Here is a 16,415-nt window from a genome sequence, read left to right on the forward strand (position 1 = left end):
CAAGAATTCTTCATCACATCTACAGCGATAACGAGATCTACGCCTTATTCTTTTAATTATTTTACAGGTATGTTCACCGAAACACCTCTATCTATATAAAGACGTCTATTGATCTCTACCGGAGCTATAAGAGAAGGAGAAGCAGTGCTTGCCAGCACAGACTGTACCAGATCACCTTCTTTCATCAAAGAAAGTTTACTTGTTTCCAAATCAGTGGAAGTGCAAAGAAAGGGTATGAACAACTGAGAATAATCTAAAATGTGACGCACTGGAAAAAAGCGATGAGAGTAATTCCGAATGCCATGTCCCCGGGAAAGCTCCTGAGACAAACGAACTTTAAAATTGTCAAAAGACAATTTCGCTAAATAACGCTCGTGATACTTTTTATCAAAAAAAGCAAATTCGCGCGATTCTTTTCCATAAACAGCACATCAATAAAATTAGTTGTATCATAGACGAGTTTTTCAAGCTCCTGTGCAGAATAACCCGCAGCATACAAGACCCCTATTAATGATCCAGTACTTGTTTACCGGCAATATAATTTAAACGAAAGTCAAGTCGATCAATAGAGCGAAAAACAGAAGAAAAAAGCCAAGCCAGACTTACAAATCTACAAGAAGACATTCCTATAGCATTTTATCAAAAAATTATTCTTCATAATATACACGGCGTACTCTGGGAGAGATGCCTGTAAGTAGTTCATAAGGAATGGTCCCGCAAATCTCCGCTAATTTAGAGAGACTGGGATCATCTCCGAACAGAATAGCTTCATCACCTTCTTTTGCCTTGATATTCGTTACATCTACCATGAGCATATCCATGCATATGGCGCCCACTATGGGCACGGAAGAGTTATTAATTCGCACATAAGCTTTTCCCTCTCCCAATCGCCTGTCAATACCATCTGCATAACCCACAGGCAAAGTAGCTATGCGTGTATTGGATTGCGTAATATGAAATTTTCGCCCATAACCCACAGAATCCCCAGGTTTGAGAGTTTTAATTTGTGAAATAACCGTTTTTAAAACACCAACTGTTTTAAGTCTTTTCTGCACTTTTTCATCAAGGGATAGACCATACAGGCCCAAGCCGAGTCTAACCATATCGAAAGTAGCTTCGGGAAAACGCAGGATACCAGCGGAATTGAGAATATGTCGGCAAGGATTGTAACCTAGATTTACAGAAAATTGCTCTGAAGACTCTTTAAAGACACTAATCTGTTGAAGAGAAAACTCCCTCTGCATTGGATCTTCACTGGCCACCATATGTGAAAATATTGATTTCACTACAAGTTTGTTGTCTGCTTTTATTACATCTGCTAAACCTTGAAGTTCTTCCGTTGAAAAGCCAAGACGATGCATTCCAGTATCAATTTTTATATGAATAGGATAAACTTCGGTTACGGCTTGTTTTTTAAGCTCACAAATAAAGCTTTCCAAAGTACGAAAGCTATAAATTTCAGGCTCGAGTTGATGTTCGATCATAGCGGCAGCTGAATGCATATCAGGGTTTATCACCATAATTGGCAAATGAATCCCTTCTTGACGTAATGTTATTCCTTCATCTACGTAAGCCACTCCAAGCATATCTACTTTGTGCTGTTGAAGAACATTGGCCACTTCGTAACTTCCGCTTCCGTAAGAAAAGGCCTTGACCATAGCCATGATCTTTGTACCAGGGGTGAGTAAAAATCGAAAGTAGTTAAGATTATGCACAAGAGAATTCATATTAACTTCATAAACCGTATCGTGGAAAGTTTTTTCAAGCCGAGCTACGATACGCTCAAAAGCAAATGGACGTGCCCCCTTAATAAGGATAGCTTCGTTTTTAAAATCAAACTTACGCCACTGAGAAAGAAAGTCTTCTGTGGTATCGAAAGGAAAGAAGTCCATCGGAAAAAACTCTTTCGCTTTAGAGATCTCTTTGCCGATGGCAATAACGCGTTGCACGCCAGCATGAGCAGACCATTGGGATAATTTTCGATATTTTTCATCTGTAGGTCGAACATGTTGAAAAATATCTGAAACGATAAATGTTTTTTTTGAGAATCCCTGACGGACAAATGAGTCAATTCCTGAAAAGCTCTGTTCTGAGAGTAAATTAAGTGCGGATTTTACAGCCTGTAAATCCATATTATAACTATCGTTAATAAGCAAACAGTTCCTAAGGCCTCTTATAATCTCCATACGCATCTTTACAGAAGGCAAATCAGCCATGCGTTTAACGATAGTTTCCTCTGGCCAGTTCAATTCGAGCAAGCACAACCAAACCGTAAGCCCATTATGCAAGGAGACCTCATTCTCAAAAGGGATCCATAGCTCTTTATTTTCCTCTTTATAAAGAGCATATATGTAGGTACCACCATAATCAGGATGTACAGAGAGCAAACGTAAAGTAGATTTTTCAGAGTATCCCCAGGAACATTTAGTGACATTTTGAAGTTCAGAGAGCTCACTAACAAGGGTTAAAATTTCTGGATGATCTGCCGGAAAAATCAGTTTCTCACAATGCCTAAAAGTGGAACGAGATTTATCCATTTGGCTATTTTCAGAGACAAACAATTGCAATTTTTCGCGAATTTGCTCTGTCGATGAAGAAAAATTTTCAGAATGAGCCGTTCCAATATTGGTGAATATCCCCATGGTAGGAAGCAACATAGAACGAAGTCTTTGCATCTCACCTTTTCTGGAAATCCCTACCTCGAAAAGACCGATAGAATGATGTTGATTAATTTGCCACAAAGAAAGGGGTACTCCGATCTGGGAATTATAACTTTTGGGACTTCTTATAAGAGAAGGGGCCTGCTCCATACAATGGGCAAGCCATTCCTTAACAATAGTTTTTCCATTACTACCTGTAATAGCTATGCATTGAAAGTCAAATCGATTTCTATGATAGGCGGCTAAAAGCTGTAAAGCGCTAAGAACATCTTTAACCAGAAAAAAAGTATTTTCCGATTTAAAGCGAGTTAAAACAGCTTCATCTGAAATCACGAAGGTTCTGACACCTGCTTTGATAAGTTGAGAAACATAAATATGTCCGTCATTTTTGGAGGTTTTAAATGCAAAAAACAAACTTTTATCCGAAAGACCCACTTGCCTTGAATCGATTGCCAAATGATCAATTGAGGCGCTTTCCAAAGGACCAAAAACTTTAAGAGGTTTAAGAACTTTAGCAAGCTGTTTTAAGGTGTACATTCTGTATTATCGATATTTTCTGGAAACGGGAAAATTTTCTTTTCCTCTCTTCAGAGAAAATCGCCCGGAAAAGTGGCTCATATTGATCTTCTCCGACTATAAGCACTTGTTTATCATCGAATGATCTTCGATGAGTATAATGAGCCACGGTTCGGTGCATGCAAAATATATGAAGTTTCGTAACATACTCGTTTATAGCTAATAAAAAGGGAATTGACCCAAAAGGTCGACTCATAAAATCCATATCAAACCCTGCAACAAGAACATAAATACCTCCATCAGCTAAAGAGTTACAAACCTTCAAAAGGTTTTCATCAAAGAACTCGGCTTCATCTATATCTATAATCTGCTTTCATTTGCGGCTTTAAAAGCTCTGCAGAAGCATTTACAGACTCAGCAGGCAATTCTTTACTCCGTCTCATGAGAGATGATATGATCAAGAGCATAGGTCGTCCACAAATGACTTAAACATCCAAAGAGAATAGCCAGAGATTTTCGCTTTTTTTATACGACGAATAAGTTCAGTAATTTTTCTTGAAAACATTGAACCACAAATCACCTCTACGAAGCCTGAAGATGTATGCTGTACTTTTCTTAATAATTAAAACATTTCGTATATTGAAAACCTCAGAGAAACAGTACAAAATTAGTAAAATTAGGTGGATATAAGCGCGCTCGAAGAAGTCAAAAAACAAGTGATAAGAGATATAAAAATCCTAGCGGGGAAATTCATCGAACTTCAGTCTTTTTCTGGGATCATTGCCTTTGAACCAAAACTTGAAAAGCTAAAAGAAAGGCTTTCAAAAATACCTTGAAAAGCACTCTATAGCTTATTTTCCCACAGAGGGAAACATTTCTAAACCAAAAGAAGAAAAAGAACACTCAAGGACAAACCTTTCAGATTTATTAAATCACGCAATCGATTAAAATCCACTGAAGGATTTACGAAAAAGGAAACAACTTCCTGAAATACAATTGAATTTGAATAATAAAATAGGATTCTCTTGGCCAACTTTTTCAGGGAAATCTCCAGGAGTTTGAAGAAATAATTATGGAGCTTAATATCATAAAAAGCCCTGAAAGTATAGAAGAATACTCGAAGAAAAGATTGAGAAAGAAAGTTGGGAACAAAAAAAAGAAACGATTGAACAACTTAAAATATTGATTGAAAAAAGATTCAGAAAATAACTTTTTACCCTTCTTACATGCTCTACCTTATCCCTACGCCTATTGGAAATCTTGAAGACATTACATTTCGGGCTCTTCGTATGCTTAAGAAGTCGGATCTTATACTGGTTGAGGACACAAGAACTTCTAGAAAACTGCTTAAGCACTATGATATCTGCAAACCTCTCAAGGCCTATCATATGCACAATGAGCATAAAATTCTCCCTTCTTTGCTTGAGCGGCTTAAAAATCAAGAAACACTCTCTTTGATCAGCGATGCCGGAACACCTGCTCTTTCAGATCCGGGATTCTTATTGATTCGCGCCTGCATAGAGGCTAATCTGCACGTGGAGTGTTTACCAGGTCCCACGGCATTCGTCCCGGCTTTAGTGATTTCAGGACTTCCCATTCAGGAATTTATCTTTCTGGGATTTCTGCCACAGAAAAAAGGAAGGAAAAGAAAATTATCGGAATTAGCACAAGAAAAAAGAACACTTGTGCTATATGAATCCCCTCATAAATTATTAACCACTTTAAGTAGTATTCAAGAGTATTTCAACCTCAGGAAAATCGTAGTATGCCGGGAAATTTCGAAGAAATTTGAACAAACTCTCAGAGGAACTGCTGAAGAGCTAAGGACTTATTTTATAAAAACTCCACCCAAGGGAGAAATAGTATTAGTAATAGAAGGGCACACAAAAAAAGCTGTTCCGATGATAAAGAAAAATCGCTGGACAGGCCCGCCTAAAATAGAAGAAAGGCACATCAAAAATTAATAAAATTCTCGGTGTAGATCATAGCATAGCCTCATTGCTTCTGCAAAGAAATGTCGATACTTATGAAAAAGAAAAGCATTTTTTGCCCTGAACTCAAAGATATTTACGATCCCTTTTTGATGAAGGACATGCAAAAGGATGTAAATAGAATTCTAGCAGCCATTGAAAAAAAGAAAGATGTACTCATCTATGGAGATTATGATGTTGACGGCGCTACCTCAGTAGATGTACTGTATGATTTTTTTAAAGACCATACCACCTCTACTGCGTTGCTACATTCCATATCGTTATGAAGAAGGCTACGGTCTTTCTTACCGGGGCATCGACTTTTCTTATAAATAAGGGATTTCACTGATCATTGCCATTGATTGCAGCATTAAAGATCTGGATCAAAAGGAGCTCAATAGATGTGGCGTGGGCTTTAAATTGATTCAGGCTCTAGCTAAATAATCTATGTCATTTTCCGTACCCTATAAACTTTTAGACCTTGTAGCTGTAAGTATCGCTTCAGATTTAGTACCTATCATAGATGAAAATCGCATATAGACTTTCTGTGGACTTCAGCATCTTAACCGGGATTCGCGGCCAGGTCTGCAAGCGCTTAAAACTAATAACATAAAAGATACTTGTATAAATGATATACTTTTTAGTGTAGATCCAAGATCTAACGCAGCGGGTAGATTAGAATATACCAAAGAGGCAGTCAAATTATTATTATCCAAAAACTCAACTCAGACCAAAAAAGCTTTTAAAATCAATGACTTAAATCAATACAGAAAGTTCATGGATCAAAAGACCACGAAAGAGGTCTTAGAACTAATTAAAACAAAAGGAGAAGAGCGTTTGTATAGAACAATAGTTTTTAAGCCGGGATGGAACAAAGGAATATTAGGCATAGTTGCTTCCCGGTTGATAGAGATCTATCATCGACCTACAGTAGTTTTTACTGAAAGTCAAGGAAAGCTGGTAGTTCAGCGCGATCAGTAGAGAGTTTTGATTTGTATAAAGCGTTTGAAAAGTGTAGTCCTTACATCGAAAAGTTCGGTGGTCACAAATACGCCGCAGACCTTAGTTTATCTCCAGAATCTTTTCAAGATTTTAAAGTTCACTTTGAAGAGAACGTTAAACAACGTATAGAGGAAAATCAGCGTCAAGCGCAAATAGATATCAATTATGAGTTAGATCTATCGGAGATCAGCACGAAATTTTTACGTATACTCAAGAGATTTGATCATTTTGGAGTAGGAAACAAACAGCCTATCTCTTTATCAAGAGACCTTGTTAATAAAAGGCTATGTCGTGAAAATTGGAACGGATAAGGATCATTTAAAATGCAAGTAGTAAAAATACCAAGGCCAACACCCCACTCAAAACCACTATAGGCTTTAGCTGGGGATATATTCTTGAGAAAGTACAGAGAAAGCACTTTGATATGGTATATACTATAGAAGAGAATTGCTGGAAAGACCAGATCTCCATGCAGTTAATAATCAAAGATTTTAAATTTTACACATGATAATTTATTTTATCTGAGAGACTTAGCGCTGTTTTGTTTTAAATATTTCTCAAGGGCCATAGCCATAGAAGGTGTCTCGGGTGTAGGTACCTGTATATCTATCTTTAATCCGGACTTAGAAGCAAGATCAATAGTGGATTTTCCAAAAGCAGCGATTCTGGTGGTATTCTGCTTGAAATGCGGAAAATTCTCAAACAAGGATTTAATCCCTGAAGGTGTAAAAAAGACGAGAATATCATAAGAAATATCCTTTAAATCAGAAAGATCGCTCGATACGGTTCTATAAAGAATGGCACGTTTCCATTGCGCCTTAAGATTTTCAAGCGTTCGCGGAACTTCAGTTTTTAAAATATCTGAAGAGGGAAGCAAAAATTTCTCCTGTGAATATTTTTTAATCAATGGAATAAGATCGTTGAAATCCTTCTGACCGATATAAATCTTGCGCTTACGGTATACTATATATTTCTGAAGATAATAAGCAATAACTTCGGACTGGCAAAAATAACGCATAGCATCAGGCACCTTAAAGCGCATTTGCTCAGCAAGTCTGAAATAATGATCTACCGCGTTTTTACTGGTAAAAATAACAGCGGTGAAATGAGAAAAATCTATTTTTTGCTTTCTCACTTCAGTGGCAGAGATTCCTTGTATTTCTATAAACGGACGAAAATCTATTTTAACTTTCTCACGCTTGCTCAACTGTATATATGGAGAAGATTCTGAAAGGGGGCTTGGCTGAGAAATGAGGATGTTTTTTACTCTCATCTTTATAATTTTTATTCCGCAGGCCAAGATTCAAAAAGGCCTGGCGTCGGCATTTCAGAGGAGGCAAATTTAAGAAATATAGAGATAAAAGATTCGACATTACTTGATAATAAACTCTTATAAGCTGATTAATAATAATATAAATCCCGTGATTATAAAAATTTTAAGACTCTATTCTTATCTTAAAATAACACTCCTCTATTAAGCATAAATCTTAAGAACAAAAATGTGGGCATTATTTCTAAAAAAAACAAGACACACCATAGCTCAGAAGACGTTGGTAAAACCAACATACAAGCCAGAACCATAATGCATAAATGAAGATTATTAATAACGAACTGCTTATTGTGAAAATCACAAAGTTTTTTTTAACCAACACATATCGTCTCAATTTGCTGATCGCTAAATAATTTTTAAGAAAAAACTCACTTGATCTTGACCCAAAAGATCAAGATAAAAAGGTAAATAAGTGTTCCCCAGTCTTTATTTTTTAATCGATGTTAATCATGTGATTTATAAAAATGTTATTTAATTGGTCTTCTTATTCTAAAGATAAAAAACTAGAATTTATCATAATTTTAGCTTTTTAAATGTTGTATGTCTGATTCAGTCGTTATCATTCCCACTTATAATGAGAAAGAAAATATCCGGAAGATCTTAAATAGTATATTTTCTCAAGAAGAAGAATTTCATGTACTGGTTGTAGATGATAACTCCCCTGACGGGACAGCAAAAATCGTAAAAAACCTTCATAAAGATTTTCCTGAAAGATTGCATTTAAAAATTTGTGATAAAAAAGATGGTCTGGGTAAAGCCTATCTTCGGGGTTTTGAATGGGCTTTAAAGCATTCTTATACATTTATCTTTGAAATAGACGCAGACCTTTCACACAATCCAGCGGATCTGATTCGACTTAAAAAATCCAGCAAAGAAGCCGATATGAGTATAGGGTCACGTTATTGCAACGGAGTAAATGTAGTGAATTGGCCTATGCAACGCGTTTTGCTCTCCTATTTTGCATCGAAGTATGTCCGTTTTATCACAGGGCTTCCTGTGCATGACACCACTGCTGGTTTTATTTGTTATAAGAGAGAGGCGCTCGAAAAAATCATCGCACGTCCCATTCATTCCTCAGGTTATCTTTTTCAGATCGAAACAAAATACCGCGCCTGGAAAAAAGGACTTCACATACGTGAGATCCCTATTATATTTACCGAGCGCAACGCCGGAGAATCTAAAATGACTCATAAGATTCTCCGGGAAGCTCTTTGGGGTGTACTTGCTTTAAGATTTTCAAAGGTGTAGAGAGATGAAAAAAATATTTCTTACAGGCTTTATTTTAGTACTTTTCTCATGCAAAAAAGAAACTCCTTCCAAAATTTTGGCTAGGGATCAGATGAAGGAAGTATTGGTAGACCTCTTTATATGTAAAGAGGTCGCTCTTTTATCCAAAGCTGAGAATTCCTCGAGGGAAGATCAATTAATTGAAGAGGAAGTTTTTAAAAAACATCATACTAATAAAGAGCAATTCGAGAAAAGTCATAAGTATTACTTAAAAAATAATGAAAGCTATCTCGATATTCTAATAAAGGCGCAAAATCGTGTGAAAGAATTGCAAAGCCAACATAAAAACTAAGAGGCACCGAGCGGATTCGAACCGCTGTAGAAGGTTTTGCAGACCTCTGCCTAGCCACTCGGCCACGGTGCCAGATTAAAAACTCAGCGACGAAGTTAATCATTTTTCCAAAGCATCTTTTCTGTTTCGTTCCATAAGTACGCATACCCTTTTTATTTCCCCTTCCATAGGTGGATTAACTTTACAAAGTTTAATCTTGAGATCATCAATAAAAATATATTTTCGAAACATGCATTTAAGAATACGATGGGCCACATTTTCAATCAAATAAGAAGGTATCTGCATTTGCTCGCGAACGATTTGATAAAGCAGAGAATAGTCTATCGTATCGGTTAACTCATCGCTTTGAGCGGCCTTATGAAAATCTGTCTTTACTTCAAGATCTACTTTGTAGTAACTTCCTATCCTTCGCTCTTCCTGCAAACAACCGTGAAAAGCGTACACCCGAATGTCTTCGAGTAAAATAATATCCATAGACATATAACTTATTGCTATTTATTTTTCTTAATGGCTTGCCACGCTACCAGCACTGCCTGATAACTTACGATCTTATCTTTGAAAAGGTAAGTAAAATAAGTCTTTTCTTTTTCATCAGCGCCCAGTTGATTGAGGATATTTAAAAGATGCATTTTCATATGGCCTTTTTGTATTCCGGTGGTCACCAGCGAGCGAAGGGCAGCGAAATTCTGCGCTAAGCCGGAGCTCGCAAGAATAATCATAAGCTCCTGCGATGAAGGACGTCCGAGCACCTCTAAAGAAAAAGCTGCCATTGGATGTAAGGAGGTGAGCCCTCCTATGGTGCCTACAGCTAATGGCAAATCCAACCAAAAATGAAAAGTATTGCCACGGATTTCGCAACGTGTAAGTCCCATGTATCGACCGCTGTGCGCTGCATAGGCATGTACATTAGATTCTAAGGCACGAAAATCATTTCCGGTGGCTAAGGCCACTGCATCTACCCCATTCATAATGCCTTTATTGTGTGTCACGGCCCTGTAAGGATCAAGCTGCGCTATGTGAACGGCTTTATGAAACTTCTCGGCAAACTCTTGTGGTGACATTTCGTTTTTATCGGTTAAAACCTCCAGAGAACAGCTCACCTGAGCTCGCGCTAAGCAATCAGGTGTATAATTTGAAAGTATAGCCATAATGACCTGAAAAGAGAATTTCTCTTCCGCATCAAATAAATCGCTTTTTATAAGTTCGTCTTTAAGAGTAAAGGCAAACTGCTCCAGGCACGAGTTAATGAAATTGGCTCCCATGGCATCACAAGTGTCAAACAACGCATCGATTTGAAAATAATAGGGTATCTCCTTGCTTTTATCTTTTAGAGAAATCTGTAATATCCCTCCTCCGCGCGCGCGCATGCCAGTCGTAATTTTATCAGTATCTTGCAGTAGTTTAGGCATTAGGGTATCTCTAAAAAATTTCTGAAGTTTCTCATCAGAAGTATTTATAAGAAAATGAACTTGTCCGGACTTTTTCACAGAGCGCACTTGAGCTTTAAAACCTCCGCGCTTTTTCCAGAATTTAGCTGCTTTAGCTGCCGCGGCCACCACCGAACTCTCTTCGATAACCATGGGTAATGCATATTCTCGTCCGTTGATCAGAAAACCAGGCGCTATGCCAAAAGGCAAGTAAAAATTGGTTAAAGTATTTTCCGAGAATTCTTCATGCAAGCTTTGAACCTCACTGTTAGGATGACTGTATTTTTTTAAGAGCGTCCTCCCATATTCGCGATCTTTTAAAAATTTTTTTAAAAGCCAGTTTATTTTCTCTTCTTTAGACCATCTGGAAAAACCTTTTTCCGAAAATTTACTCATGATAAATAAATGTATAAGGACAAATGTACTTTTTCCCTAAGCACAGGCATTATCTTCAAGGAAGATCTGCTTTTTATTTTCATTTTTTCTCTTAAATTGGCTAATTACTAATCTTCTAAAAACAGGTACGCTTTGCGACTTGCATTAATGATAATTTACCGTTTTTTATGGATAATACAGCTCCACGCACAAGATCGTATAAGTCTTGAGAAAATATGGAATGACTATTTCAAAGCCAAAACAATAGCTGCGATCTATGCCATGCAAGATGGAAAACATTATACTTTGCTCGAGGAAAAGGGTATTACACAGTACAACTATCAAACAAAAAAGGAATTAGTTAAAGGAATATTTACAAGCTACAACCTTAGCTTTAACGAAAGCTATTTACTTCTGGAAACCCAGAGCGAACCCATTTATAGAGGTTCTAAAAAAGACATTTACGAGAAATCGTATCCTTAAAAAGCAACAAACATACAAAAGTATTCAATAACCAATGAGTACAAGAACCCCTGTTTTCTCCAGATGAAAAAAAATTTGCCTTCGTTTATAAAAATGACCTGTACGTGAAAGAAATCGATACAGGAAAGACTATACGTATAACTGATGATGGAATCAAAAACAAAGCAATTAACGGTATTTTGATTGGGTGTATGAAGAAGAAATGGGCTTTACACGGACTTTCAACTGGAGTGCCGATAGTAAAAAAATTAGTCTACTTTCGCTTTGATCAAACAGCAGTAGCCGAACAGCCTTTTCTCAGCTATAATCAACAAATACATTCTGTAATTTCTAAAATCAGATATCCTAAAGCACGTGATTCCAATTCCGAGGTCTCGGTATATTATTATTCATTAGAGAACGCTTCGATAGAGAAAGTAAACTTAAGAGCTTATCAAGAATATTACATCCCTAAGATACTTTTTACCAAAAATCCCGATGAATTGGCTTTGGTAATACCCAATCGAGAGCAGAATCAAATCGATTTACTCATTGTCAATACACAGAATCATGACATAAAAAAAATACTTTCGGAAAAAATCGAAAATTATATTGAAACTGATCATATTGAATTAGATTCTTTAGAAGATAACAGTTTTATATGGTCATCTGAACGAAGCGGATTTCGGCAACTTTATCATTATTATAAAGATGGTAAAGGATCCTTGAATCTTACGGTCTCCTCAACAAAACTATATGGAAAAAACGCTAGAAAGCTTTCCCGGAAAGAAAACACAAACCGCGCCTGGTTGAGCAAAAAATTCGATTACTTCATCCATAAGTTCTCTAAGATAAGAGAAACTCTGGTATACAGCATTTATAAGACGGAAAACTCCAAACTATTATATCTTTTAGAAGATAATAAAGCACTAAAACAAAATCCTCAAATGACCCCTCTGGGAGCTGTTGAATTTAAATCTATACCCAATACCTCAAAAGGTATGCTGGATGGTTGGATGATTAAGCCCAGAGACTTCGATAAAACAAAAAAATATCCTTTATTGGTATATGTATACGACGGACCCGGCTCTAAAATCATTACTGATGAATGGGGTGGACTAAACTATTTATGGTTTAAGATACTCTCTCAAAAAGCTTACCTGATTGCAGCAGTAGATAATCGCGGAACAACAAAAAAAGGAGTAGCTTTTAAGAAAATCATTTATAAAAATCTGGGCAAGTATGAGCTGGAAGATCAAATCAAAACCGCAGAGCACTTCGATGCGCTCTCTTATGTAGACTCGGGCGAATCGGAATCTTCGGATGGAGCTTCGGTAGGTTATCTCAGTTGTTTGGAAGTGACAAAAAGCCCGGGTGTATTTAAAACAGGCATCGCCGTAGCACCAGTGACACACTGGTATTCTTACAATTATATTTACACCGAACGCTATATGAGATTGCCTCAAGAGAATGAGAAAAATTATGAAGAAAACAGCCCATTAAATTTCGAAAAAAACCTCAAAGGAAATTTATTGATTTTGCATGGAATTTTGGACGATAACGTGCATTTTCGATGCATCCTGGAAATGAGTCGGTCATTAATAGAGGCAAGAAAACCCTTTGATTTTATGGCTTATTCCGACAAAAATTATTCTATTTATGGTGGCGCTACGCGCCACCACCTGTATAACAAGATGACGAGATTTATATTAAAAAATATATAACTAATTTGTATCGTTTTTAGTAAAAACGTCTAATCCGAAAATACCACTGTATTTATGAGCAAGCATAAAAAGCACTCCAAAGGTTTATATCTTTTATTTTTCACTGAAATTTGGGAACGCTTCAGTTACTACGGCATGCGCGGGATACTAATTCTGTATCTGAGCAAATCCCTTATTGAGGGAGGACTTGGTATTTCCCTTGGAACAGCTTCCTTGATCTACGGATATTTTACCGGCTTTGTTTATTTTACGCCACTTTTAGGAGGTTGTCTCGCTGATACTTATATAGGGCAGAGAAAATCCATCACTATCGGAGGAATCATGATGATGGCGGGGCAGCTAGCGCTTTTTGCTTTTAATACTCATTGGGGATTATTTCTGGGACTGAGTCTGCTTATTCTAGGAAACGGGTTTTTCAAGCCAAATATCTCCACAATAGTAGGGCAATTGTATGAAAATCAGCCTGAACGCAAAGACTCTGCTTTCTCTATTTTTTATATGGGTATTAATTTGGGAGCGTTCATTGCACCGCTTATCATAGGATATGTAGCTGAAGATCTTTTTGCCTTAAAAGGAGCTGATGGACAGATTCTTAACTTTGGCTATAAATATGGTTTTCTGATATCTGCCATAGGTATGTTTCTTGGGCAAATATCTTATAATATACTGGCGAAAAAATACTTAGGAGATACCGGCATGAGAGCTTCCAGAAGAGACCCTAAAAAAAAACTCCAGAATAAAACGCCACTTACAAAAATGGAAAAAGATCGTATAAAAACCATATTCATATTTTCGTTCATATCAATTTTTTTCTGGGCTGCCTTTGAGCAGGCAGGTTCTTCCTTAACGCTCTATACCGATCAATTTATCGAAAAAAAAATAGAAATCGGAAGCTGGAATTGGCATATTCCTACTTCGTGGTTTCAGTCCATCAATGCGCTATTTATAGTAATGCTGGCGCCTGTTTTCGCAGCTTTTTGGGAGAGTCCTTTCGGACAAAAATTTTCTACGCCCATAAAGATGGGTATAGCGATGCTTCTTGTAGGTATAGGATTTTTATTTATGGTGGGTGCGGTTTTTGAAAGAGGAAATGACAATACACATGCTTCTGTTAAAGCTAGTGTCCTGTGGATTATATTCACTTATCTTTTTCATACCCTTGGAGAGTTGTGCCTTTCGCCGGTAGGCCTCTCGATGGTTACTAAGCTTTCTCCTGCAAAACTCGCTTCTTTGCTTATGGGTACTTGGCTTTTTTCTTCATTTATTGCTAATATCGCAGGTGGATATATCGCAGCATACGTTCATGAATTAGGAGCTAAAAATATATTTACGTTAGTGGCCTTGTTTTGCTTTTTTATAGGAGGTATTACTCTTATTTTCTCAGAGAGAATTTCTAAAAAAATGCATGGAATAAAGTAAAAATACAACATATCAAGCTTATGAGAATTATACTATTGCTAACCGTAATTATGGGATTTACGGTAAATCTTGTGTATGGACAGCAAAAAAAAATAGCCCTGAGAAAAGAAATTCGATGGGAAAAAATATCCAACGCCAGCGGGCTACTAAAGAAAAACCCAAAAAAAAAAATACTCCTATTGATCTATACCACTTGGTGTCCTTACTGCAAAAAAATGGAGGTAGAGACCTTAAGCGATCAAGAGGTGATTAAATATATCAACGCAAATTATATTCCGGTAAAGATCGACGCTGAGACGAAAGATACGCTTACTTATGGAGGGGAAAAATACACTTATTTGGAGAAATTTGGCATAAATCGCTTAGCTTATTATCTACTCGATGGAAAAGTAGGCTACCCCTCTACCCTATCTATAGATAAAGATGGCAAATACAGTATTTTAAGAGGTTTTATAAGGTCTAAAGAATTTATAAATCAGCTGAAATCTACTTATTAAGATATTTTTAACAGGGCGTGAATTTGCTTCAGCAAGCGCAACTCTCCCCAATTAAAAGTATCCAAATTCACATTAACTTCAAGAAGTTCTTTTGCAGAAATCAAATAACTGCGTCCCTTGCGCTCGTTTTTTCCGTACTTAAACTCAAAGGTACCCTCCTGAACCAAAAGAGAGACCAGGACTTGTAAGGCCTCTTCACCCAATTCTGAAGAATTTAGAAAATCTGACCAACCTTGCTTTTGAATGCGATAAATTGTTTTGTCATCAAGGCCAAAAAAATCTATTCGCAGGTTTTTGAGGAGTTCGATAGCTTGCTGATAATATCCTTTTTCACAAAGGATTTTAGCGTTTGCAATCTCCTGGGACAATATCTGAAAGTCTCCTGAAAAACTTCGTTTTCTAATCATTTTTTCATTATATTTTCCAGGTGTTTGCTCCGCTGATAAGTGCATCTAATGAAATAGGCTTGTTTTTTTGCGCCTCAGTGATCTGATCGTGGAAAAGCACATCATAAACAGGACGCTCCTCTCGGTAAAAAACTCCGAAAGGACGTGGAAATTCCTCTTGTCCAGACGCGTCAAAAAACCTTGTCAGAAGATCAGCTTTGACTTGATCCGTTTCATCATGAATCCATAGATCTGAGGAATGATAGTACCCATCTTTTAAAGAAACCAACCTTGGATGAAGGCCATCAAGATATATACCCCGTTGTTTTTGAGAGCCAAAAATTAACGGAACCTGATGTTCAAGAAAAAGCGTATGATCTGCTTTGCTATCCTTTTCAGTAAATACCTCAAAAGCACCATCGTTGAATATATTACAATTCTGGTAAATCTCTAAGAAAGAAGTGCCTTTATATTGCTGAGCTCTCAAAAGCATTTCACGAAGATGTTTAGGGTCTCTGTCCATAGCGCGCGCCACAAAACCAGCCCCGGCGCCCAGAACAAGACTTAAAAGATTAAATGGGCGATCGATGGTTCCCGTAGGAGAGGATTTTGTACGTAAACCTAAATTTGAAGTAGGTGAATATTGTCCTTTGGTCAAACCATAAATTTCATTATTAAAAAGCAATACATTTACATCCAGATTTCTTCTGAGCAAATGAATTGTATGATTCCCTCCGATAGAAAGCCCATCACCATCACCTGTAATTATCCACACGCTCAAATCGGGACGCGCCAGCTTAACACCCGTAGCTATCGCCGGAGCTCTACCGTGAATGCCATGTAGCCCAAAAGTTTCCATGTAGTAAGGAAAACGTGAAGAACAACCAATACCTGATATGAAGACTATTTTTTCTTTTAAAAGACCTGTTTCAGGAAGTATGGCCTGCATCTGCTTTAAGATAGAGTAATCTCCACAGCCTGGACACCACTTAATTTGCTGATCAGAAGCAAAATCCTTAGGTATATATATTTTTTCCAACGTACTCAACTCCAAAACTCTTTATAAGT

At 37.1% G+C, this 16,415-nt stretch carries 18 protein-coding genes, 1 tRNA gene and 1 pseudogene; 11 read left to right on the top strand and 9 right to left on the bottom strand.

The features are described from left to right. Positions 1-56: 56 nt before the first annotated feature. From CS842_RS05345 to CS842_RS08030, 3 genes and pseudogenes are all read right to left on the bottom strand, one after another. A complete protein-coding gene (locus tag CS842_RS05345) occupies positions 57-356 on the bottom strand; it encodes a patatin-like phospholipase family protein (RefSeq protein WP_103327813.1) in 300 nt (99 codons plus the stop codon). Between the two features lie 291 nt (positions 357-647). Next, complete coding sequence (locus tag CS842_RS05350; RefSeq protein WP_103327814.1) at positions 648-3,197, bottom strand: bifunctional UDP-N-acetylmuramoyl-tripeptide:D-alanyl-D-alanine ligase/alanine racemase; 2,550 nt, start codon at positions 3,195-3,197, stop codon at positions 648-650. Next, positions 3,172-3,756: pseudogene (locus CS842_RS08030) on the bottom strand (thymidine kinase). The gene CS842_RS05350 and the pseudogene CS842_RS08030 overlap by 26 nt, the downstream one beginning before the upstream one ends. A gap of 100 nt (positions 3,757-3,856) precedes the next feature. On the opposite strand from CS842_RS08030, the gene CS842_RS06975 reads away from it, so the two are divergent. The 5 genes from CS842_RS06975 (at position 3,857) to CS842_RS05380 (ending at position 6,459) form a co-directional block, all read left to right on the top strand. After that, entirely contained in the window at positions 3,857-4,012 is a 156-nt protein-coding gene (locus CS842_RS06975; RefSeq protein WP_195909902.1) for a hypothetical protein, read from the top strand. A 390-nt stretch (positions 4,013-4,402) separates the two neighbouring features. Next, positions 4,403-5,140: a 16S rRNA (cytidine(1402)-2'-O)-methyltransferase gene (gene rsmI / locus CS842_RS05365; RefSeq protein ID WP_103327817.1), complete on the top strand. Its 738-nt coding sequence runs from the start codon at positions 4,403-4,405 to the stop codon at positions 5,138-5,140. Between the two features lie 62 nt (positions 5,141-5,202). After that, entirely contained in the window at positions 5,203-5,433 is a 231-nt protein-coding gene (locus CS842_RS05370; protein ID WP_103327818.1) for a hypothetical protein, read from the top strand. Between the two features lie 490 nt (positions 5,434-5,923). After that, positions 5,924-6,127 (top strand): hypothetical protein, encoded by a 204-nt coding sequence (locus CS842_RS05375; RefSeq protein ID WP_103327819.1) that lies wholly within the window; start codon positions 5,924-5,926, stop codon positions 6,125-6,127. 11 nt (positions 6,128-6,138) lie between these two features. After that, positions 6,139-6,459 (top strand): hypothetical protein, encoded by a 321-nt coding sequence (locus CS842_RS05380; protein WP_103327820.1) that lies wholly within the window; start codon positions 6,139-6,141, stop codon positions 6,457-6,459. Between the two features lie 206 nt (positions 6,460-6,665). Here CS842_RS05380 and CS842_RS05385 read toward each other — a convergent pair whose 3' ends face one another. After that, entirely contained in the window at positions 6,666-7,421 is a 756-nt protein-coding gene (locus CS842_RS05385) for a uroporphyrinogen-III synthase (protein WP_103327821.1), read from the bottom strand. 597 nt (positions 7,422-8,018) lie between these two features. Here CS842_RS05385 and CS842_RS05390 point away from each other — a divergent pair. Next, positions 8,019-8,726 carry a polyprenol monophosphomannose synthase gene (locus tag CS842_RS05390; RefSeq protein ID WP_103327822.1) on the top strand — a complete coding sequence of 236 codons (708 nt, stop codon included), beginning with the start codon at positions 8,019-8,021 and terminating at the stop codon, positions 8,724-8,726. Positions 8,727-8,730: 4 nt separating this feature from the next. Continuing rightward, on the top strand, positions 8,731-9,057 hold the full coding sequence (locus CS842_RS05395) for a DUF4296 domain-containing protein (protein ID WP_103327823.1): 327 nt from the start codon (positions 8,731-8,733) through the stop codon (positions 9,055-9,057). 1 nt (position 9,058) lies between these two features. On the opposite strand, the gene CS842_RS05400 is transcribed toward CS842_RS05395, so the two are convergent. From CS842_RS05400 to CS842_RS05410, 3 genes are all read right to left on the bottom strand, one after another. Beyond that, positions 9,059-9,129, bottom strand: a tRNA-Cys gene (locus CS842_RS05400). A 27-nt stretch (positions 9,130-9,156) separates the two neighbouring features. Beyond that, the gene (folB, locus tag CS842_RS05405) at positions 9,157-9,531 is read right to left on the bottom strand and encodes a dihydroneopterin aldolase (RefSeq protein WP_103328044.1); all 375 of its coding nucleotides are present in this window, start codon (positions 9,529-9,531) and stop codon (positions 9,157-9,159) included. A gap of 17 nt (positions 9,532-9,548) precedes the next feature. After that, positions 9,549-10,880, bottom strand: a complete 1,332-nt coding sequence (locus tag CS842_RS05410; protein ID WP_103327824.1) for a hydroxymethylglutaryl-CoA reductase, degradative — start codon at positions 10,878-10,880, stop codon at positions 9,549-9,551. A gap of 147 nt (positions 10,881-11,027) precedes the next feature. Between CS842_RS05410 and CS842_RS05415 the strand changes: the two genes are divergently transcribed. Genes CS842_RS05415 through CS842_RS05430 form a run of 4 tightly spaced genes read left to right on the top strand, consistent with a single transcriptional unit; the run spans position 11,028 to position 14,961 of the window. After that, complete coding sequence (locus CS842_RS05415; RefSeq protein ID WP_103327825.1) at positions 11,028-11,342, top strand: hypothetical protein; 315 nt, start codon at positions 11,028-11,030, stop codon at positions 11,340-11,342. A 50-nt stretch (positions 11,343-11,392) separates the two neighbouring features. After that, a complete protein-coding gene (locus CS842_RS05420) occupies positions 11,393-13,045 on the top strand; it encodes a S9 family peptidase (protein WP_265614218.1) in 1,653 nt (550 codons plus the stop codon). A gap of 54 nt (positions 13,046-13,099) precedes the next feature. Then, positions 13,100-14,464, top strand: a complete 1,365-nt coding sequence (locus CS842_RS05425) for a peptide MFS transporter (protein ID WP_103327827.1) — start codon at positions 13,100-13,102, stop codon at positions 14,462-14,464. A gap of 20 nt (positions 14,465-14,484) precedes the next feature. Beyond that, positions 14,485-14,961 (top strand): thioredoxin family protein, encoded by a 477-nt coding sequence (locus tag CS842_RS05430; protein ID WP_103327828.1) that lies wholly within the window; start codon positions 14,485-14,487, stop codon positions 14,959-14,961. Here CS842_RS05430 and CS842_RS05435 read toward each other — a convergent pair. Next, positions 14,958-15,413 carry a hypothetical protein gene (locus CS842_RS05435; RefSeq protein WP_103327829.1) on the bottom strand — a complete coding sequence of 152 codons (456 nt, stop codon included), beginning with the start codon at positions 15,411-15,413 and terminating at the stop codon, positions 14,958-14,960. The two genes, CS842_RS05430 and CS842_RS05435, sit on opposite strands and share 4 nt — an antisense overlap. After that, complete coding sequence (locus tag CS842_RS05440) at positions 15,376-16,386, bottom strand: 2-oxoacid:ferredoxin oxidoreductase subunit beta (protein ID WP_410468515.1); 1,011 nt, start codon at positions 16,384-16,386, stop codon at positions 15,376-15,378. The genes CS842_RS05435 and CS842_RS05440 overlap by 38 nt, the downstream gene beginning before the upstream one ends. Positions 16,387-16,415: the final 29 nt, after the last annotated feature.

This window comes from Bacteroidetes bacterium endosymbiont of Geopemphigus sp. (assembly GCF_002904345.1).
Classification (GTDB): Bacteria; Bacteroidota; Bacteroidia; order Flavobacteriales; family Blattabacteriaceae; genus GSPS2-BC2016.